Origin of the sequence: Pseudomonas sp. B707 (genome assembly GCF_022496685.1) — a bacterium.
Lineage (GTDB): Bacteria > Pseudomonadota > Gammaproteobacteria > Pseudomonadales > Pseudomonadaceae > Aquipseudomonas > Aquipseudomonas paraglycinae.
In genome coordinates, this window is record NZ_WTVE01000015.1 from 244,350 (window position 1) to 264,835 (window position 20,486).

The following is a 20,486-nucleotide window of genomic DNA, read 5'->3' on the forward strand; positions in this document are numbered from 1 at the left end:
GCGACCCGTAGCCGCAACAATCGATAAAAGCTCATACTAGCCATGTCCTCACGTCATACCTTGGATCCACATGAAACGACTGCCTCCCCTGCCCGCCCTGCACACGTTTCTGATTACCGCGCAGTGCTGCAACTTCACCCGGGCCGCCGAGCAGTTGCACATCACCCAGGGTGCGGTGAGCCGGCAGATCGCCGGGCTGGAGGAACATCTGGGTTATGAGCTGTTCATTCGCCTGGCCCGGGGCCTAGAGCTGACGGCCGAAGGTCGTGAATGGCTGCCACGGGTACAGCAGGTGTTCAGCCTGATCGGCGACTCGGTGGAGCAGATCGGCGCCAAACGCGAGACCCTGCAACTCAAGGCACCGAGCTGCGTGATGCGCTGGCTGTTGCCGCGTCTGCTGCAATGGCAGCGCGAGCGCCCGGACGTGCCGGTGAAACTCACGGCGTCGTTGCAGCACGGGGTGGACTTTCATCGCGAGCAATTCGACGCGGCGGTGATCTACGGCACCGCGCCCCACGACTCACCCGCGACCCTGCATCTGTTCGATGAGCAACTGACGCCGGTCTGCTCGCCGACACTGCTCAACGGTGGGCCGGCCCTGCACGCACCGGCAGACCTGCAACAGCATCTGCTGCTGCACCCGACTCACACGGATGACGACTGGACACTCTGGCTCGAAGCCGCCGAACTGCACTTGAGCAATATCGCCAGCGGTCAGCATTTCGAGACCCTGGATCAGGCGATGTCGATGGCGTCCCACGGGACGGGGGTGGCGATCGGCGACTGGTCACTGATCGGCGACGACTTGAACGCCGGGCGACTGGTGATGCCGTTCGATCTGAAGGTGAAGACGGGATTGGGCTATTACATCGTCGCGCCGGCGTCGGAGCCTTCGGCGAAATTGCAGGAGTTGATGGGGTGGTTGGTTGAGCAGGCTCATACGCGGTGAGGCCTTGCCCTCACCCTAACCCTCTCCCGGAGGGAGAGGGAACTGACCGAGGTGTCTTACGTAATACATCGACCTGAAAAATCTGGGCGATTATGGATTCAATACATCCCGTTCAAGTCGGCGTAATTTTCAAGCATCCCACGATCGGCTCCCTCTCCCTCCGGGAGAGGGCTGGGGTGAGGGGCTTTTCAGTACTTAATAACCGACAGTAAACCGCTGACGCGAATGCTTCGGCGTTTCCACTTCGTCGATCAGCGCAATCGCATAGTCGGCAAAGCTGATCGAGCTCTGACCTTCAGCACTCACCAGCAAGTCATCCTTGCCGACCCGGAACTTGCCGGTGCGCTCGCCTTCGAAGAACAGCGCCGACGGCGACAGGAACGTCCAGTCCAGTTCCTTCTCCTGACGCAAGGCCTCAAGAAACGCCGCGCCAGCGCTGGCCTCAGCCTTGTACTCGGCCGGGAAACCGGCGCTGTCGATCACACGAGTGCCGTCCGGCAGCAACAGCGAACCGGCACCGCCGACCACCAGCAGACGTTTCACCCCGGCCTGTTTCACCGGGCCGATCAGCGCGCTGGCCGGCACCGTGGCGAAATGCGCGGCGCTGATCACCACATCGTGGCCGGCGACGGCGTCCTGCAACGCGGCTGCATTCAGCACGTCGACATTCTTGCTGACCACACCGGCGCGGGCGCCGATCTTCGAGGTATCCCGGGCGATGGCGGTGACGCTATGGCCGCGACGCAGGGCTTCTTCCAGCAGTTGGCTGCCGGCACGGCCGGTGGCACCAATGATTGCGATCTTGCTCATGACATTCTCCAGTTGGCTTGAGAGTGCTGCGTTTTTCAGATTCGGGTTACCACTTCATCTCGCCCTTGGCGACTTTGGCGCTGAGCTCCAGCGAGCTTTCTTCGCCCAGTGTCGGGTAGCGTTTTTTCATCGCGGCGATCAGCGCGGCAGAGTCCTTGGCCTTGGCCGTTTCGGCATCGAATGCCTTGATGTAGTCGGCAGTGAATTTCACCGCTGCCAGCGAACGTGCGCTGTCACCCAGGTAGTGACCCGGCACCACGGTTTTCGGTTTCAGGGTTTCGATCGAGTGCAGGGTTTCCAGCCAGTCGGCGTGGGATTGCGCGGTCTGGGTGTCGGCCATCCACACGTGAATGTTCTCGGCGACAACCACACCACCGACCACGGCTTTCAACGAAGGAATCCACACGAAGCTGCGATCCGGTTGCTTGCCGTCCAGACCGACCACCTGCAATTTCTGACCTTCGAGCATCAGGCTGTCGCCCTTGAGCACGCCCGGCACGATGGTTTTGGCCGGCACGTCGGCGCCCATTTTCGGGCCCCAGAAGGCGAGTTTGCCGTCGACGGTTTTCTTGATGTGATCAACGGTGGGTTGCGAAGCCAGCACCTTGGCATCCGGAAAGGCTTTGGTCAGGGTGTCGAGACCGAAGTAGTAATCCGGGTCACCGTGGCTGATGTAGATGGTGGTCAGTTGCTTGCCGCTGGCGCGGATCTTTTCCACCACTTGCTCAGCCTGGGATTTGCCGAACTGCGCGTCCACCAGAATCGCGTCCTTCTCGCCGCTGACCAGCACCGAGGTCACCGGGAAGATCGCATGGGTGCCCGGGTTGTAGACATCGAGGGTCAGGTTCGCAGCCGCTGCGTGGGCAGCAAAGCCGAGGGTGGCGGTGGCCAGTAAAACGCGCTTGAGGGTGGTGAAGCCGATCATGGGTTGCTCCGCTGTTCGAATGCCGTGCTTGGCGATGGGGACAGAGCTTAGTTGCCAGACTCGTTACAAAAAATGCGATGCTTGAACATAGTTTGTTTCTGAAAGCGGGCAAATCATGGATCGTCTCCAAGCAATGCGGGTGTTTGTCACGGTAGTGGATCTGGGCAGCCAGTCGGCGGCGGCCGATCACCTGGACCTGTCGCGGCCGGTAGTGTCGCGCTATCTGGCGGAACTGGAAGACTGGGTCGGCGCGCGCCTGATGCACCGCACAACGCGCAAGTTGAGCCTGACCGCCGCCGGCAACGAAATCCTGCCGCGCTGCCGGCAGATGCTTGAGCTGTCCGGTGACATGCAGGCCGCCGTCAGCGAACCCGCCGATGCGCCACGGGGTTTGTTGCGGATCAGCGTCAGCACCTCGTTCGGCCAGGCGCAACTGGCCGATGCCATGGCGGCGTTCGTCAAAGCGTATCCGGGGGTGAACATCGACCTGCAAATGCTCGATCGCACCGTGAACCTGGTGGACGAGCGCATCGACCTGGCGATCCGCACCAGCAACGATCTCGATCCCAACCTGATCGCCCGGCGACTGACAGTCTGCCGTTCGGTGGTCTGCGCGGCGCCCGCCTATCTGCAGGAGCATCCGCAGCCGCAGCGCGTAGAAGATCTGAGCCGGCACAACTGCCTGACCCATTCCTATTTCGGCAAGAGCCTGTGGCATTTCGAGGAAGATGGCGAACCGGTTTCGGTGCCGGTGCAGGGCAACATCAGCGCCAACGAGGCCAGCACCCTGCTGCGCGCGACTCTGGCCGGCGCCGGGGTCGCGATGCTGCCGACCTATCAGGCCGGGGTGCATGTGCACAGCGGTGAACTGGTTCGCCTGCTGCCCCACGCCGAGCCTCGGCAGATGAACATCTACGCCGTCTATGCCTCGCGCAAGCACATGCCGGCGGCGCTGCGCTGTATGCTGGATTTTCTGGTGCAGCGCTTTCCCGAAAACCCGCAATGGGATCAGCTTTAAGCTGCAAGCGGAGAGCGGAGAGCCTGCGTCAATCTTGAAGCTTCAATCTTGAAGCTCGAAGCTTGCAGCTGCTCCCCTCTGGCCTATGCTGAAAGTAGTACCCAAGGGTATTCGTTCAGAGGTCAACGCCATGAACACCAGAACAAGAAGATACCTCGCGATTTTCATCACCTGCGCGGCCACGCTGGCGCTGTACGGCACCGCGGCATGGCGCGTGGAGCAGTTGCGGCAACTGCCCCGTGAGTACGCGAGCTGCAACTTCGAGCGCTGCATCCCTCACAACGCCACCCTCAACGCCCTGCGCTGATACAAGGCTCAGACGTCGTCGTTCTGCTCGGCCTTCAAGCGGTCGCGGAACGCCTTTGGCGAGATCCCCACCCGGCGCCGGAACAGGCGCGTGAAGTTGGTCGGATCGGAAAACCCCAACACCTCGGACATCTCGTAAATGGTCATGCTGGTGTAAGTCAGCAGACGCTTGGCTTCCAGCAATTGACGCTCGTGCATGATCTGCAACGCCGGCTGCCCCGCCAGTTCACGGCAGGTGCCGTTGAGGTGCGAGACGGAAATCCCCAGACGATGGGCCAGGTCTTCGACCTTGACGTGCTGGCGGTAGGTTTCTTCCACCAGCTGAATGAACCCGTTGAGGTATTCGCGCTGACGCTGCGGACGTTGCGTGGCGTTGTGACGGTGAATCGCCTGACGGCTGACCCAGACCATGATCACACTGACCAGCGAATGCATGAGCATTTCCCGCGCCGGTTGATGGCCGTTGTACTCGGCCTGCAACGCGGCGAACAGACTGTTGAGGTACTCCGCGTCCTTGCCCGCCGGATAGCTTTCGGCCTGGGCCAGGGCCTGCACCGCGCTACCCAGTTGCGCCTGCAAATGGTTGATCAACGGTGTGGCGAGGGTAACGACAAATCCTTCGACGTCCTCGGAAAAACGGAATCCATGCACCGATAACGGCGGCAGGATCTGGATCGCGGCTTCGTTCAGTTGCGTGCGTAGGCCTTCGATTTCAAGCTCTGCCTGACCTTTGAATACGAAGAGCAACTGGCACAAATCGGCGTGGCGGTGGGGTTTGATTTCCCATTGGTGTTCGCGGCTGCGTTTGGAAATGGTTTCACAGTGCAGCAAGTCAGGGGTCGGCCAGTCCAGGCTTTCACCGTAGAGCTTGAACACCGGAATCGAAGGCAGGTCAGGCTTGTTCATCACTTCAATCCAGGCCTCGAGGTTTGCGGGCGATAATCGCACCGATTGGCAGAATGTACAGGTATCGGCTCAGTTTTCACCTTCAATTGACAGACCCGCAAGGGAAAAATGCAAGCACTCGAATCCTGAAAATCATTCACCGGCCGTTGTCGCGTGAAGCTTGCGAGTCATAAAAACAATGAAAACGCTGAAAACCCAAGTCGCCATCATCGGCGCCGGTCCGTCCGGATTATTGCTCGGCCAACTGCTGCACAACGCCGGCATCGACACTCTGATTCTGGAGCGCCAGACACCTGACTATGTGCTCGGCCGAATCCGCGCCGGCGTGCTTGAACAAGGCATGGTAGAGCTGTTGCGCGAGGCTGGCGTGGGTCAGCGGATGGACGCCGAAGGTCTGGTGCACGGTGGTTTCGAACTGGCCCTCGACGGGCGCCGGATCCACATCGACCTGCAAGCCCTGACCGGTGGAAAAACCGTGATGGTCTACGGCCAGACCGAAGTCACTCGCGACCTGATGGCCGCTCGTCGGGAGACCGGTGGGCAGACAATTTACGAAGCCAGCCATGTCGTTCCCTGTGGCATGAAAAGCGACGAAGCCTATGTGACCTTCGAAAAGGACGGCGAAACCTGGCGCGTCGATTGCGACTACATCGCCGGTTGCGACGGTTTCCACGGCGTGGCCCGGCAGTCGATTCCCGAGGACTGCCTGAAAGTCTTCGAACGGGTGTATCCGTTCGGCTGGCTGGGGATTCTCGCCGACACACCACCGATTCACGATGAACTGGTCTACGCCCGCCACGAGCGCGGCTTTGCCCTGTGCAGCATGCGCTCGGCGACGCGCACCCGTTATTACCTGCAAGTGCCCGCCGAGGAAAACGTCGACGACTGGTCGGATCAGCGCTTCTGGGATGAGCTGCGCAATCGTCTGCCGGAGGATCTGGCGCAGAAACTGGTGACCGGTCCGTCGATTGAAAAAAGCATCGCGCCACTGCGCAGCTTTGTGGTCGAGCCGATGCAGTACGGACGGATGTTTCTGGTCGGGGATGCGGCGCACATCGTTCCGCCGACCGGTGCCAAGGGCTTGAATCTGGCGGCCAGCGATGTCAGCACGCTGTTCAGGATTTTGCTGAAGGTTTACCGCGAAGGTCGCACTGACTTGCTGGAGAAATACTCGCAGATCTGCCTGCGCCGGGTGTGGAAGGCCGAACGGTTTTCCTGGTGGATGACCTCGATGCTGCACCGCTTCGACGAGCACGATGATTTCAGCCAGCGGATCTGTGCTTCGGAACTGGACTACTTTGTCAGCTCGGAGGCCGGTCAAAAAACCATTGCAGAAAATTACGTCGGGCTTCCTTATGAGGCTATCGAATAGCCTGCTACCGACTTACACTGGCGAGCACTCACCCGCTCGCCGTGGCACTGCGGGTCAATCACTGCCCGCAGGTTCGCCCGTGACCAATCTCAACCATCCCGAAACGCCCAAACCGGCCATTCGCAGCGTGCTGGTCGCGCTGATGATGGCGATCTTCCTTGGCGCACTGGACCAGACCATCGTCGCCGTTTCCATGCCGGCCATCTCCGCACAGTTCAAGGACGTCAGCCTGCTGGCCTGGGTGATTTCCGGCTACATGGTGGCGATGACCGTCGCGGTGCCGATCTACGGCAAGCTCGGTGACCTGTACGGGCGGCGCAAACTGATGCTGTTCGGCATGGGCCTGTTCACCCTCGCCTCGCTGTTCTGCGGCATGGCCCAGAGCATGGAGCAACTGGTGCTGGCGCGGATTTTCCAGGGCATCGGTGCCGGCGGGATGATTTCGGTGAGCCAGGCGATCATCGGCGACATCGTCCCACCTCGCGAACGCGGGCGTTATCAAGGCTATTTCTCCAGCATGTACGCGGTGGCCAGTGTCGCCGGCCCGGTGCTCGGCGGTTACATGACCGAGTACCTGTCGTGGCGCTGGGTGTTCCTGATCAACCTGCCGCTGGGTCTTGGCGCGTACTGGGTGGCGCGACGCAACCTGATCGGCCTGCCGATTCCCCAACGCAAACCAATCATCGATTACCTCGGCACGCTGCTGATGATCATCGGCCTGACCGCGCTGTTGCTGGCGATCACTCAGGTCGGCCAGGGCCATGCGTGGCGCAGCAGCGAAGTGCTCGGGCTGTTCGCTTGTGCGGTGGCGGTGCTTGCGGTGTTCGTCTGGCATGAGCGGCGCGCCCGGGAGCCGTTGCTGCCGATGCACCTGTTCACCAACCGCAGCGCCCTGCTGTGCTGGTGCACGATTTTCTTTTGCAGCTTCCAGGCGATTTCCCTGATCGTGCTGATGCCGCTGCGCTTTCAGAGCGTGACTGGCGCGGGGGCCGACAGCGCTGCGCTGCACTTGCTGCCGCTGGCGATGGGTTTGCCGATCGGCGCGTATTTCGCCGGACGTCGCACCTCGATCACCGGGCGCTACAAACCGCAGATTCTGACCGGTGCGCTGCTGATGCCGATCTCGATCCTTGGCATGGCCTTCAGCCCGCCTGATGCGACGCTGCTCAGCAGCCTGTTCATGCTGCTCAGCGGGATCGCCGGTGGCATGCAGTTCCCGACTTCGCTGGTGGGTACGCAGAACTCGGTCGAGCAAAAGGACATCGGCGTCGCCACCAGCACCACCAACCTCTTCCGCTCTTTGGGCGGCGCGGTGGGTGTGGCGTTGATGTCGGCACTGTTGCTGGCATTGTTGCAGGACTCCAGTTTCGCCCACCTGACCGGCAGCTCGCTGATGAGCGAAGGGCATTCCGGCAACGTGCTGCTCGACGGTCTGAACGCCGCGCCCGGCGATGCGCAGAATGCCTTGCGTGCCGAATTGCTGGTGACGTTCCGGCATTTGCTGATGGTGAGCGCGGCGGTGTCGCTGCTCGGGCTGGCGGCGGCGATTGCGATGCCCAACCGGTTGCTGCGGGGCCGTGAGCACGGCGCCCGCTGACTGTAGAACACCGTATGACCTGTGGGAGCGACGGTGCGACGACTCGACTTGCTCGCGATTGCGGTTGATCAGTCGACATTTGCGTCACTGCTACATTGCTATCGCGAGCAAGCTCGCTCCCACAGGGGAAGTGCATTCAAGCACTGTAATAACCGACCGCCACCAGGAAATTCCCGACCTTCTTCAGGTAGGCATGCTTGTTCTCGACCTTGCCGGTCACCGGATTTTTCCAGCGGTATTCATACTCGCCCTCATCCTGTTTGCCGATCAACGACAGAATCGGCTCGCCCACCGGTTTGCCTTCCGGGTCGTCGACCTTGGCGAAATCGGTGTTGATCAGCCGCAGGTTGGTGCCGTGGGCGACGTAGCGGTGGTTGTCGAGATTGACCACGAACACATACAGGTCGTCCTGCAGGTAACCGCCCTTGAGCGAGTTGATCGCGGACAGCGTGCCCTTCTCGTCCTTGGTCAAATCGCTGGCCGCTTTGTCGAGCAACGCTTTTGCCTGCTCCGCCGACGCCCGCGGCAAGTAATAACCCACCGCCAGAATCCGCTGACCGATGCGTTGATAGTAAACGTGCTTGCGCTCGACCTTGCCGTCGGACCAGTTCTGCCAGCGGTATTCGGCCTGCTGGATGCCGTTGCCTTCCGGCACTTTCAAGGCGTCCTTGAAGGACTTCTGCAAGTCCGGCCCGAGGACTTCGCTGACGTCGCGACCGATCAATGCCGACGACGGCCCGCCGCTGGCGAGCATCACGCCCTTGGTGTCGACCACGAACACGTAACGGTCCTTGTCGACGAATTCGCCCTGGCGGCTGAACGCCGCGAACGCCTTGTCGCCGTTGTCGTGGTAATAGGCCAGCGCCTTTTCCAGCAAGGCGATGGCGGCCTTGCTGTCGTCTTTTTCCGTGGTGGCCGCATTGGCCTGACCGAAACTCAACAGCAGCACCGCGCCGAGCCAGGCCAGCTTGTGCACAAACCCCATGACGCATCCCTCGTTCTTGTTGGTGTTTCAAGAGCGTAGACGGCCTGAAGGCATGTATGGATATTCAGAAAGCTTCTGAATGTTGCTGTGGCGAGGGCGTTCGCGCCCTCGCCACACAAGAGGCTTACGGACGGGCGTTGAGTTGCTGTTGCAGGTTCTGGATCTGCGCTTGCAGGGTGTTGATGTTGCGGGTCATCTGCGCTCGGAACGCATCGAACTCGGCGGTGTTGGTGCCGCCCTGCGCAGCGGCCGGACGGTTGTCCTGCTCGCTCTTGAGGATGACGATTTCCTGCTCCAGACGATCGATCGCCGGGTTCGACCCACCTTGTTTTTTCAAAGCCGTAATGTCGGCACCGAGGCTCTTGAACTGCGCATCGAATCCCTTCACCTGTGCATCAAAGCTCTTGAGCTGAGCATCGAGCTTGCTGGTGTCGGCCGGGGTGCTTTTCAGCGTGGCCAGTTCGGCGCTCAGGGCTTTGACCTGGGCCTGCAACTGAGTGTTGGCGTTCTGTTGTTCAGTGGTCTGGGCGGTCATCTGCGCCAGCCGCTTGTCCAGATCCGTCGCCTGCCCGGCCACGCCCTGCTGCTGTTTGCTCTGATCCTGAAGCGCGCTTTGCAGCTGTTTGATCTGCAGCTTCAACGCTTCGCTGTCGGTGGTGACGTTGGTCTGGCTGGCCACGACCTTGCCGGAAATGTCCTGCAGGCGCCCCGCCGCTTCCTCACTGATGCGCGCGAAACTTTCCTGGGTCGCCACCAGTTGCTGCTCCATCAGCGAGATCTGCTGGAAGCTCCACCAGGCAAGACCAATGAAGGCGAAGAACAATGCGCCGACCAGTGCCCACAACGGCCCGGTGCTGGCGGCCTTGACCTTGACCACCGGCGGCGTGCGCGAATGCACGGTGGTGCGGGCGGTGACCGGAAAATCGTCGTCATCGAGGGTGTCGGCGCGCAGGCTCGGTACATCGTCGAAATCGTCGTGGGCATCGTTACGCATGGACATTGAGGCAACCTTTGTGAAACGCGGTGATGGCAGATTGGCGCGAAGTATAAACCCCGCGGCCGCTGGGGTTGACCCTCAAGCCGTGGCGCGGTTCAGTGCCGGCCGGCAGATTCGTATCAACGAATGTCCTGGGCCTTCCACCAGCCACAGAACTCATCGAGGGCCGTCCACAGACTGACTTTCGGATCGTAGTCCAGATAATGCCGGGCGCGACTGATGTCGAGGGTGAAATTTTTGTTCATCACCTGCATGCCCAGGCGCGACAGGGTCGGCTCGGGACGCCCGGGCCAGAGCTTGCACACCCCTTCGTTGAGCGCCGCCACGCTGTAGGCCAGACCGTAGGAACGGTACTTGGTGACCTGTGGGACTTCCATCTTGCGCATCACGTAATTGACCACATCCCACAGCGGCACCGGAGCGCCGTTGCTGATGTTGTAGGCTTTGCCCAACGCGGAGGCGTCGGCCAGCAGGCTGCTGAGCAATGCCTCGTTGAGGTTGTGCACGCTGGTGAAATCGACCTTGTTCAGACCGTTGCCGATGATCGCCAGACGGCCCTCGCGCTGCATGTTCAGCAAGCGCGGGAAGATGCTCATGTCGCCGGCGCCGGTGACGAAACGCGGGCGCAGGGCGAGGGTTTCGAGGCCGAATTCCTGGGCGCCGAAGACCTTTTGCTCGGCCAGGTATTTGGTCGCGGCGTAGTGATGCTTGAAGCGCTTGGGCACTTGCTCTTCGGTCAGGCCGAGATGGTCGCGACCGTCAAAGTAGATCGAGGGCGACGACAGATGCACCAGCCGCCGGACCCGTTGCTTCAGGCAGGCCTCGACCACGTTTTCGGTGACTTGCACGTTGCCCTGATGGAAGTCCTGATAACGGCCCCACAAACCGACCGCGCCGGCGCAATGCACCACGGCTTCGACATCGCTGCACAGCGCACGCACCAGATCCGGATCGCTCAAATCGCCTTGAACGAATTCGGCACCGCGACGCACCAGATGCTCGACACCCTCGGCCCGGCGACCGTTGACCCGCACGTCCAGGCCCTGCTCCAGGGCGAAACGCGCAAAGCGTCCGCCAATGAAGCCGCTTGCGCCGGTGACCAGAATTTTCATGTAGAGCTCCAACAAAACCAGCTGCAAGCTTCGAGCTTCGAGCTGCAAGGTAAATACAGTACGCAAGCGCTTTACTTGGCGCTTGCAGCTTGACGCTCGTAGCTGCTTTCAGGCCACCAGCCATTGCGCCGACGAGCGCACCAATTGCTCGGTCAACAGCCCGAGCAACTGACCGCCATTACGCCAATGATGCCAGTACAAGGGCACGTCGATCGGTTTATCTGGCAACAGTTCGCGCAGTACGCCGCGCTCCAGTTGCTCGCGCACCTGCAATTCCGGCACCAGTCCCCAGCCAAGCCCGGCTTCGGTCAGGCGGATGAAACCTTCGGACGACGGGCACAGGTGATGTTCGAAACCGCCATCGACGCCGAGGGAGGCGAGGTAACGATGCTGGAGAAAATCGTCCGGGCCAAACACCAGCGCCGGGGTGCGCGGCAATTGTTCGGCCCGCACGCCGTCGGGAAAATGCCGCTCGATGAACGCCGGACTGGCCAGCGCCCGATAGCGCATCGCTCCGAGCAGCACGCTGCGCGCGCCTGCCACCGGACGCTCACTGGCGCACAGGCAACCGGCCACTTCACCGGCGCGCATGCGTTTGAGGCCGACGGTCTGGTCTTCGACGATCAGATCGAGCAATAGATGTTGTTCGGCGCAGAAGTCGCCCACCGCCTCGGCCCACCAGGTGGCAAGACTGTCGGCATTCAGGGCGATTCGCAGCCGTTCCGGCAGGCCCTCTTCGTCCAGCGCCGGCACCAGCGTCTGCAAATCCCGTTCGAGCAGGCGCACCTGCTGCACATGGTTGAGCAGACGCCGGCCAATTTCGGTTGGCGACGGCGGTGTCCCGCGTACCAGCACCGGTTGGCCGACCCGAGCTTCCAGCAGTTTGATCCTTTGGGAAATCGCCGATTGCGAAAGGCCCAACACCTGCGCCGCGCGTTCGAATCCGGCCTGCTCGACTACGGCGGCCAGAGCGGAAAGCAACTTGTAGTCGAACATCAGTTTTCCTAATGAGCGATCAGCACTATTGGTTTTTCTTATACCGCGTCAACCGGGAGAATAGCCAGCAAGCACTCTTTATCAAGGACCACCATCATGGCTGGCGAAACCTCATTGACCACCCTGCTGCGCAGCATGAGCCCGCAGGTCAATGCCGGCGAATACGTGTTCTGCACCTTGCGCGACGGCCAGTTGCCGAGCGGTCTGGAAATCGTCGGCAGTTTCCGCGAACAGGAAGGCCTGACGGTAATTCTCGAACGTTCCCACGCCGAGCGCGCCGGTTTCAGCTTCGACTACGTCGCAGCCTGGATCACCTTGAACGTGCATTCGGCGCTGGAAGCCGTCGGCCTGACCGCCGCATTCGCCACCGCACTGGGTAAGGCCGGGATCAGTTGCAACGTGATTGCCGGCTACTACCACGATCATTTGTTCGTCGGTCAGGCCGACGCCGAACGCGCCATGCAAGTGCTGCGCGATCTCGCAGCCAACGCGGAGTAACCGTCATGTGGCAAAGCTATACCAACGGTTTGCTGGTGGCGTTCGGACTGATCATGGCGATCGGTACGCAGAACGCCTTTGTCCTGGCGCAGAGCCTGCGGCGTGAACATCACCTGCCGGTCGCCGCGCTGTGCGTCGCCTGTGATGCATTGCTGGTGGCGGCAGGTGTGTTCGGTCTGGCCACGGTGCTGGCGCAAAACCCGACCTTACTGGCGGTCGCCCGCTGGGGCGGCGCGGTGTTCCTGATCTGGTACGGCAGCCAGGCGTTGCGCCGGGCCTTCTCGAAACAGAGTTTGCAGCAGGGTGAAAACCAGACCGTGCGTTCGTTGCGGGCGGTGATGCTCAGCGCACTGGCGGTGACCTTGCTCAACCCACACGTCTATCTCGACACCGTTTTGCTGATTGGTTCTCTCGGTGCGCAACAGTCGGTGCCCGGCGCTTATGTCGTCGGCGCGGCGAGTGCTTCGCTGCTGTGGTTCTTCACCCTGGCGTTCGGCGCGGCATGGCTCGCACCGTGGCTGGCACGGCCGAGTACGTGGCGGATTCTGGATCTGCTGGTAGCGGTGATGATGTTCACGGTGGCGGGGCAATTGATATTGGCTTCCTGAATTATTCCAAAAGGCTCTGGAACCTCTATCCCACACAGTTGTTGCGTGGTTAAGCCGCACCCCCGGTGCTATGATCCGAACCCTGCGCCGCAAAGAGTAAAAACTCGCCGGTGCATTTCTGGCCGCCCGTGATCGGCCTTGCGCTCACCGCAACAGACCTGATTAGGAGAATCATCATGGCTTTCGAATTGCCGCCGCTGCCTTACGCACACGATGCCCTGCAGCCGCACATTTCCAAGGAAACCCTGGAATTCCACCACGACAAGCACCACAACACCTACGTCGTGAACCTGAACAACCTGGTGCCAGGCACCGAGTTCGAAGGCAAGACCCTGGAAGAAATCGTCAAGACTTCCTCGGGCGGCATCTTCAACAACGCCGCTCAGGTCTGGAACCACACCTTCTACTGGAACTGCCTGGCGCCAAACGCCGGCGGTCAACCAACCGGCGCACTGGCTGAAGCCATCAACGCGGCTTTCGGTTCGTTCGACAAGTTCAAGGAAGAGTTCAGCAAAACCTCGATCGGCACCTTCGGTTCCGGCTGGGGCTGGCTGGTGAAAAAGGCTGACGGTTCCCTGGCCCTGGCCAGCACCATCGGCGCCGGCAACCCGCTGACCAGCGGCGACACCCCGCTGCTGACCTGCGACGTGTGGGAACACGCTTACTACATCGACTACCGTAACCTGCGTCCTAAGTACGTCGAGGCGTTCTGGAACCTGGTCAACTGGAAGTTCGTGGCCGAGCAGTTCGAAGGCAAGACCTTCACCGCTTAAGCTGCACGCCAGACAAAAAACCCGGCTATTGCCGGGTTTTTTTTCTGCCCGCAGAAATCATCACGGATGCGTCGCATCACCAACAGGGCCTTTTCCCACACGTAAAGCAGCCCTTCTCGCCTTGCCCCCAAGCCACGGCGAACTACCATCAAAAGAGGAAAAATTGTCCGACGCCCCTCAAGTTGGAGGCCAAAACTACCGACACAGTACAAATAGGGCAAATACTCCAGACAGCAGCATTTCGGCCAAGGCCACGGACAAATTTTCCGCGGCTCGATTGTCCCTTTGACTGCCAACACGGGATTGCCAATACTCATGGCAACTTGACGCTACCCGCACGGAACAAGGAATAACCCTTTGAAGCTGGAACTCAAGAACAGCTTGTCGGTGAAGTTGCTCCGGGTCGTGCTCCTGTCGGCATTGATCGTCGGCGTGGTCTTGAGCTGCGCGCAGATCGTTTTCGATGCCTATAAAACACGCCAGGCCGTCGCCGGCGATGCCGAACGCATCCTCGACATGTTCCGCGATCCCTCAACCCAGGCGGTCTACAGCCTGGACCGGGAAATGGGCATGCAGGTGATCGAAGGCCTGTTCCAGGACGACGCCGTGCGCCAGGCCTCCATTGGCCATCCCAACGAAGCGATGCTCGCGCAGAAATCCCGTGAGCTGCAGCATTCCAACAGTCGCTGGCTGACCGACCTGATCCTCGGCCAGGAACGCACGTTCACCACCCAACTGGTGGGACGCGGCCCCTACAGCGAATATTACGGCGACCTGAGCATTACCCTCGACACGGCCACCTACGGTCAGGGTTTCATCGTCAGCTCGGTGATCATCTTCATTTCCGGCGTGTTGCGCGCCTTGGCCATGGGGCTGGTGCTGTATCTGGTCTATCACTGGCTGCTGACCAAACCGCTGTCGCGCATCATCGAGCACCTCACCGAGATCAACCCGGACCGCCCCAGCGAACACAAGATTCCGCAGCTCAAGGGCCACGAGAAAAACGAACTGGGGATCTGGATCAACACCGCCAACCAGTTGCTCGAATCCATCGAACGCAATACCCACCTGCGCCACGAAGCGGAAAACAGCCTGCTGCGCATGGCCCAGTACGATTTCCTCACCGGCCTGCCGAACCGCCAGCAATTGCAGCAGCAACTGGACAAGATCCTGGTGGATGCCGGCAAGCTGCAGCGCCGGGTTGCGGTGTTGTGTGTCGGACTGGATGACTTCAAAGGCATCAACGAACAATTCAGCTACCAGACCGGCGACCAATTGCTGCTGGCACTCGCCGACCGCCTGCGCGCCCACAGCGGTCGCCTCGGCGCCCTCGCCCGTCTTGGCGGCGACCAGTTCGCGCTGGTGCAGGCCGATATCGAGCAACCCTACGAAGCGGCGGAACTGGCGCAAAGCATTCTTGATGACCTGGAAGCGCCGTTCGCCCTCGATCATCAGGAAATCCGTCTGCGCGCGACCATCGGCATCACCCTGTTCCCGGAGGACGGCGACAGCACCGAGAAGCTGTTGCAGAAAGCCGAGCAGACCATGACCCTGGCCAAGACCCGCTCGCGCAACCGTTATCAGTTCTATATCGCCAGCGTCGACAGCGAAATGCGCCGCCGTCGCGAACTGGAAAAAGACCTGCGCGACGCCTTGCTGCGCGATCAGTTCTACCTCGTCTATCAGCCGCAGATCAGCTACCGCGATCATCGCGTGGTCGGCGTCGAGGCATTGATCCGCTGGCAGCATCCGGAACACGGTCTGGTGCCGCCGGACCTGTTCATCCCGCTGGCCGAGCAAAACGGCACCATCATCGCCATTGGCGAATGGGTGCTGGATCAGGCCTGCAAGCAACTGCGCGACTGGCACGATCAGGGCTTCGTCGATCTGCGCATGGCGGTCAACCTGTCCACCGTGCAACTGCACCACGCCGAGCTGCCGCGGGTGGTCAACAACCTGTTGCAGATGTACCGCCTGCCACCGCGGAGCCTGGAGCTGGAAGTCACCGAAACCGGCCTGATGGAAGACATCAGCACCGCCGCCCAGCACCTGCTGAGCCTGCGCCGCTCCGGCGCCTTGATCGCCATCGACGACTTCGGCACCGGCTACTCCTCGCTGAGTTATCTCAAGAGTCTGCCGCTGGACAAGATCAAGATCGACAAGAGCTTCGTCCAGGACCTGCTGGACGACGACGATGACGCGACCATCGTTCGCGCCATCATTCAACTGGGCAAGAGCCTGGGCATGCAGGTGATCGCCGAGGGCGTGGAAACCGCCGAACAGGAAACCTACATCATCTCCGAAGGCTGCCATGAAGGTCAGGGCTACCACTACAGCAAACCGCTACCGGCGCGCGAGCTGAGCATTTATCTCAAGCAGGCCCAGCGCAGCAACGCGGCCATCCTCTGAAATCTCCCCCTGCGAAGCCCGGCAAACCCCTTGATCCGCCGGGCGTGCTCTACGCTGTTGATCCAGCGCAACCCCCGCGCAAATAAGAAATATTTCCAGCTACAACCCTTTACACATAATGCGAAAGATTTGCATTATGTCGCAGCTTTTGCGCACCCCCGCGCCTGTCCACTCAATTACCGAAGCAGGATGTTCGCCATGATTCGTATGCCTCTGGCTACCGCCAGTCTGCTGGCCATCGCTATTTCCCTCGCCGGTTGCGGCGAAGGTAAAGACAAAGACAAGGCCGCCGCTCCTGCGCCGACCCCGGCTGCCAGCACCGCTGCACCGGCTGCGCCTGCTGCCGCCGGTAAAGTCGACGAGGCCGCCGGCAAAGCCGTTGTCTCGCACTACGCCGACATGGTCTTCGCCGTTTACAGCGATGCCGAATCCACCGCGAAAACCCTGCAAACCGCCATCGACGCGTTCCTCGCCAAGCCGAACGCCGACACCCTGAAAGCCGCCAAGGCTGCCTGGGTCGCCGCCCGCGTTCCTTACCTGCAGAGCGAAGTGTTCCGCTTCGGCAACACCATCATCGACGACTGGGAAGGTCAGGTGAACGCCTGGCCTCTGGACGAAGGCCTGATCGACTACGTCGACAAATCCTACGAACACGCACTGGGCAACCCGGGCGCCACCGCCAACATCATCGCCAACACCGAAGTACAGGTCGGCGAAGACAAGGTCGACGTCAAGGACATCACTCCGGAAAAACTCGCCAGCCTGAACGAGCTGGGCGGTTCCGAAGCCAACGTTGCCACCGGCTACCACGCCATCGAATTCCTGCTCTGGGGCCAGGACCTGAACGGCACCGGCCCTGGCGCCGGCAACCGTCCTGCGTCGGACTACCTGGAAGGCGCCGGCGCCACCGGCGGTCACAACGATCGTCGTCGTGCCTACCTGAAAGCCGTGACCCAGCTGCTGGTCAGCGACCTGGAAGAAATGGTCGCTAACTGGAAGCCGAACGTGGCCGACAACTACCGCGCCACCCTGGAAGCCGAACCGGCTGAAAGCGGCCTGCGCAAAATGCTGTTCGGCATGGGCAGTCTGTCCCTGGGCGAACTGGCCGGCGAGCGCATGAAAGTGTCCCTGGAAGCGAACTCCCCGGAAGACGAACAGGATTGCTTCAGCGACAACACCCACAACTCGCACTTCTACGATGCCAAGGGCATTCGTAACGTGTACCTGGGCGAGTACACCCGTGTCGACGGCACCAAAATGACCGGCGCCAGCCTGTCGTCGCTGGTGGCCAAAGTCGACCCGGCTGCCGACACCGCGCTGAAAGCCGATCTGGCCGCCACCGAAGCCAAGATCCAGGTCATGGTCGATCACGCCAACAAGGGTGAGCACTACGACCAGTTGATCGCGGCCGGCAACACCGCCGGCAACCAGATCGTCCGCGACGCCATCGCTTCGCTGGTCAAGCAGACCGGTTCGATCGAAGCCGCTGCCGGCAAGCTGGGCATCAGCGACCTGAACCCGGACAACGCCGATCACGAGTTCTGATCACAGCGTCCGCGTTAATAAAGGCGACCTTCGGGTCGCCTTTTTCGTTCTGGCTGACCTGACGTGCATCAAGCAAACGATAATTCCTCTTATTCAAACCCCCTCGCCCTGTTAGACTTTGCGCCTTTAAATTCGCCCCTCTTGCAGGAAGTCTGATGCCCTCGCTGCCTCTTCGCTTGTCCGCACTGTTTCTGGCCCTGGGCCTGAGTGCCTGCGATGACGCCCCGCGTTTCACCAAGGCCGAGCCGGGTGAGGCCCGTTCCGGCGGCGCGGCGACCGTGCGCAAGAGCGATCAGAACGCGTTTTCCCTGCCGTCGGCCAACCTGCCGCCTTCGCGGCGGGTGGACTTCAGCGTCGGCAACAGCTTCTTTCGCAGCCCGTGGGTGATCGCGCCATCGACCACCACGGCCCGCGATGGCCTCGGCCCGCTGTTCAACACCAACGCCTGCCAGAACTGCCATATCAAGGACGGCCGCGGCCATCCGCCGACGCCGGATGCGGCCAACGCGGTGTCGATGCTGGTACGCCTGTCGATTCCCGATGCGCCGGCCTATGCCAAGGTCATCGAGCAAGTGGGCGTGGTGCCGGAGCCAGTCTACGGCGGCCAGTTCCAGGACATGGCCGTCCCCGGCGTCGCGCCGGAAGGCAAGGTGCGGGTCGATTACACGCCGGTGCCGGTCCGCTTCAAGGACGGCACCGAGGTCGAGCTGCGTAAACCGGTCCTGCAGATCACCCAGCTCGGCTACGGCCCGATGCACCCGGACACACGTTTCTCGGCCCGCGTTGCACCGCCGATGATCGGCCTGGGCCTGCTCGAAGCGATCCCGGAAGAAGCGATCCTCGCCAATGCCGCCGCGCAGGCCAAAGAGAACAACGGCATCAACGGCCGGCCAAATCGGGTCTGGGACGATGAGCAGCAAAAGACCGTCATGGGGCGATTTGGCTGGAAAGCCGGCCAGCCGAACCTCAATCAACAAAATGTTCACGCGTTTTCTGGTGATATGGGCCTCACCACCAGCCTGAGACCGTTTGATGACTGCACCGACGCGCAAACCGCCTGCAAACAGGCACCGAACGGCAATGGCCCGGACGGCGAACCTGAAGTCAGCGACAACATCCTGCGCCTGGTGCTGTTCTACAGCCGTAACCTCGCCGTTCCTGCCCGCCGTGGGGTCAACGATCCGCAGGTGCTGGCCGGCAAGAATCTGTTCTTCCAGGCGGGTTGCCAGTCCTGTCACACACCGAAATACACCACCGCTGCCAACGCGGCCGAACCTGAACTGGCCAATCAAGTGATTCGCCCGTACAGCGATCTGCTGCTGCACGACATGGGCGAAGGCCTGGCGGACAACCGCACTGAATTCCAGGCCTCCGGCCGCGACTGGCGTACCCCGCCGCTGTGGGGCATCGGCCTGACGCAGGCGGTCAGCGGCCACACCCAGTTTCTGCATGACGGCCGCGCCCGCAACCTGCTCGAAGCCGTGCTCTGGCACGGCGGCGAAGCGAAGGCGGCGCAGCAACAGGTTTTGTCTTTCAACGCCGAGCAGCGTGCCGCGCTGCTGGCGTTCTTGAACTCACTTTAAACACTTAAAAGAATCGGGAGCCCGACATGTTCCGTCCCAAGCTGTTGTTCACCAGCCTTGCCGCACTGGCCCTCGGCGCGTGCTCGCCGCAGGATCCGCAAGCCGTCACCTCGGCGGCCATCGCCAAATCGGTGATCCTGCCGACCTACACCCGCTGGGTCGAAGCCGACAAACAACTGGCCGTCAGCGCCCTCGCTTACTGCCAAGGCAAAGAGTCGCTGGACACCGCCCGTGCCGACTTCCTGCACGCGCAGAAAGCCTGGGCCGAGTTGCAACCGCTGTTGATCGGCCCGCTGGCCGAAGGCAACCGTTCGTGGCAGGTGCAGTTCTGGCCGGACAAGAAAAACCTGGTCGGCCGTCAGGTCGAGCAACTGGTCACCGCGCAGCCGCAGATCGATGCCGCCGCACTGGCCAAGTCCAGCGTCGTGGTTCAAGGCCTGTCCGCTTACGAGTACATCCTGTTCGACGCCAAACCTGACGTCGCCAACGACGCGCAGAAAGCCAAGTACTGCCCACTGCTGGTGGCCATCGGCGAGCGTCAGAAACAACTGGCCGAAGAGATTCTCAGCAGCTGGAACAACACCGACGGCATGCTCGCGCAGATGAGCAAGTTCCCGAACCAGCGCTACGCCGACTCCCACGAAGCGATCGCCGATCTGCTGCGGGTACAGGTCACCGCCCTCGACACCCTGAAGAAAAAACTCGGCACGCCGATGGGCCGTCAGAGCAAGGGCGTACCACAGCCGTTCCAGGCCGATGCATGGCGCAGCCAGTCGTCGATGGAGTCGCTGGAAGCCAGCCTCGCAGCGGCCAAAACCGTCTGGGAAGGCGTCGACAACAAAGGCATGCGCGGCCTGCTGCCGGCTGAGCAAAAGCCGCTGGCGGACAAGATCGATGCAGCTTACGCGGCGTCGCTCAAACTGTTTGGCAGCACTCAGCGCTCGCTGACCGAAATGCTCAACGATGACGCCGGTCGCCAGCAGCTCAACGACATCTACGACAGCCTCAACGTCGTCCACCGCCTGCACGAAGGCGAGCTGGCCAAGGCGCTGGGCATCCAACTGGGCTTCAACGCCAACGACGGTGACTGATGAGGG

19 protein-coding genes are annotated in these 20,486 nt (G+C 61.4%); 12 read left to right on the plus strand and 7 right to left on the minus strand.

The genetic code is table 11. The annotated features are described in order from the left end of the window. The first annotated feature begins 70 nt into the window (after nucleotides 1-70). Nucleotides 71-949: a LysR substrate-binding domain-containing protein gene (locus GQX66_RS06645; RefSeq protein WP_129973307.1), complete on the plus strand. Its 879-nt coding sequence runs from the start codon at nucleotides 71-73 to the stop codon at nucleotides 947-949. Between the two features lie 195 nt (nucleotides 950-1,144). Here GQX66_RS06645 and GQX66_RS06650 read toward each other — a convergent pair whose 3' ends face one another. Next, nucleotides 1,145-1,759 carry an NAD(P)-dependent oxidoreductase gene (locus GQX66_RS06650; RefSeq protein WP_129973306.1) on the minus strand — a complete coding sequence of 205 codons (615 nt, stop codon included), beginning with the start codon at nucleotides 1,757-1,759 and terminating at the stop codon, nucleotides 1,145-1,147. A 46-nt stretch (nucleotides 1,760-1,805) separates the two neighbouring features. After that, nucleotides 1,806-2,684 (minus strand): MBL fold metallo-hydrolase, encoded by an 879-nt coding sequence (locus GQX66_RS06655; RefSeq protein ID WP_240867643.1) that lies wholly within the window; start codon nucleotides 2,682-2,684, stop codon nucleotides 1,806-1,808. 115 nt (nucleotides 2,685-2,799) lie between these two features. On the opposite strand from GQX66_RS06655, the gene GQX66_RS06660 reads away from it, so the two are divergent. Continuing rightward, on the plus strand, nucleotides 2,800-3,702 hold the full coding sequence (locus tag GQX66_RS06660; protein WP_218568795.1) for a LysR family transcriptional regulator: 903 nt from the start codon (nucleotides 2,800-2,802) through the stop codon (nucleotides 3,700-3,702). Nucleotides 3,703-3,832: 130 nt separating this feature from the next. After that, complete coding sequence (locus tag GQX66_RS06665) at nucleotides 3,833-4,009, plus strand: hypothetical protein (protein WP_007953274.1); 177 nt, start codon at nucleotides 3,833-3,835, stop codon at nucleotides 4,007-4,009. A gap of 8 nt (nucleotides 4,010-4,017) precedes the next feature. Here the strand turns inward: GQX66_RS06665 and GQX66_RS06670 are convergent, their stop codons facing one another. After that, the gene (locus GQX66_RS06670; protein ID WP_240867646.1) at nucleotides 4,018-4,914 is read right to left on the minus strand and encodes a helix-turn-helix domain-containing protein; all 897 of its coding nucleotides are present in this window, start codon (nucleotides 4,912-4,914) and stop codon (nucleotides 4,018-4,020) included. A gap of 178 nt (nucleotides 4,915-5,092) precedes the next feature. On the opposite strand from GQX66_RS06670, the gene pobA reads away from it, so the two are divergent. Both pobA and GQX66_RS06680 read left to right on the plus strand, forming a co-directional pair. After that, entirely contained in the window at nucleotides 5,093-6,286 is a 1,194-nt protein-coding gene (pobA, locus tag GQX66_RS06675; protein WP_134020385.1) for a 4-hydroxybenzoate 3-monooxygenase, read from the plus strand. 79 nt (nucleotides 6,287-6,365) lie between these two features. Further along, nucleotides 6,366-7,883: an MDR family MFS transporter gene (locus GQX66_RS06680; RefSeq protein ID WP_102718060.1), complete on the plus strand. Its 1,518-nt coding sequence runs from the start codon at nucleotides 6,366-6,368 to the stop codon at nucleotides 7,881-7,883. Between the two features lie 136 nt (nucleotides 7,884-8,019). Here GQX66_RS06680 and GQX66_RS06685 read toward each other — a convergent pair whose 3' ends face one another. The 4 genes from GQX66_RS06685 to GQX66_RS06700 all read right to left on the minus strand — a co-directional run bounded on the left by GQX66_RS06685 (nucleotide 8,020) and on the right by GQX66_RS06700 (nucleotide 11,973). After that, complete coding sequence (locus GQX66_RS06685) at nucleotides 8,020-8,868, minus strand: cache domain-containing protein (protein WP_240867656.1); 849 nt, start codon at nucleotides 8,866-8,868, stop codon at nucleotides 8,020-8,022. 124 nt (nucleotides 8,869-8,992) lie between these two features. Then, a complete protein-coding gene (locus GQX66_RS06690; protein ID WP_085745254.1) occupies nucleotides 8,993-9,868 on the minus strand; it encodes an ATPase in 876 nt (291 codons plus the stop codon). Between the two features lie 116 nt (nucleotides 9,869-9,984). Then, nucleotides 9,985-10,977, minus strand: coding sequence for an NAD-dependent epimerase/dehydratase family protein (locus tag GQX66_RS06695; RefSeq protein WP_240867664.1), 993 nt, complete (start codon nucleotides 10,975-10,977; stop codon nucleotides 9,985-9,987). Nucleotides 10,978-11,085: 108 nt separating this feature from the next. Then, nucleotides 11,086-11,973 (minus strand): LysR family transcriptional regulator ArgP, encoded by an 888-nt coding sequence (locus GQX66_RS06700; protein ID WP_064383809.1) that lies wholly within the window; start codon nucleotides 11,971-11,973, stop codon nucleotides 11,086-11,088. Nucleotides 11,974-12,069: 96 nt separating this feature from the next. On the opposite strand from GQX66_RS06700, the gene GQX66_RS06705 reads away from it, so the two are divergent. From GQX66_RS06705 to GQX66_RS06735, 7 genes are all read left to right on the plus strand, one after another. Continuing rightward, nucleotides 12,070-12,471 (plus strand): ACT domain-containing protein, encoded by a 402-nt coding sequence (locus GQX66_RS06705; protein WP_240867665.1) that lies wholly within the window; start codon nucleotides 12,070-12,072, stop codon nucleotides 12,469-12,471. A 5-nt stretch (nucleotides 12,472-12,476) separates the two neighbouring features. After that, nucleotides 12,477-13,079: a LysE/ArgO family amino acid transporter gene (locus GQX66_RS06710; RefSeq protein WP_007953256.1), complete on the plus strand. Its 603-nt coding sequence runs from the start codon at nucleotides 12,477-12,479 to the stop codon at nucleotides 13,077-13,079. A 176-nt stretch (nucleotides 13,080-13,255) separates the two neighbouring features. Next, nucleotides 13,256-13,852, plus strand: a complete 597-nt coding sequence (locus tag GQX66_RS06715; RefSeq protein ID WP_003227660.1) for a Fe-Mn family superoxide dismutase — start codon at nucleotides 13,256-13,258, stop codon at nucleotides 13,850-13,852. 357 nt (nucleotides 13,853-14,209) lie between these two features. Next, a complete protein-coding gene (locus GQX66_RS06720) occupies nucleotides 14,210-16,261 on the plus strand; it encodes a bifunctional diguanylate cyclase/phosphodiesterase (RefSeq protein WP_011335711.1) in 2,052 nt (683 codons plus the stop codon). 198 nt (nucleotides 16,262-16,459) lie between these two features. Further along, complete coding sequence (locus GQX66_RS06725) at nucleotides 16,460-17,806, plus strand: imelysin family protein (RefSeq protein ID WP_236191404.1); 1,347 nt, start codon at nucleotides 16,460-16,462, stop codon at nucleotides 17,804-17,806. A 155-nt stretch (nucleotides 17,807-17,961) separates the two neighbouring features. Then, entirely contained in the window at nucleotides 17,962-19,389 is a 1,428-nt protein-coding gene (locus GQX66_RS06730) for a di-heme oxidoredictase family protein (protein WP_240867668.1), read from the plus strand. Nucleotides 19,390-19,415: 26 nt separating this feature from the next. Further along, on the plus strand, nucleotides 19,416-20,480 hold the full coding sequence (locus GQX66_RS06735) for an imelysin family protein (RefSeq protein ID WP_240867670.1): 1,065 nt from the start codon (nucleotides 19,416-19,418) through the stop codon (nucleotides 20,478-20,480). Nucleotides 20,481-20,486: the final 6 nt, after the last annotated feature.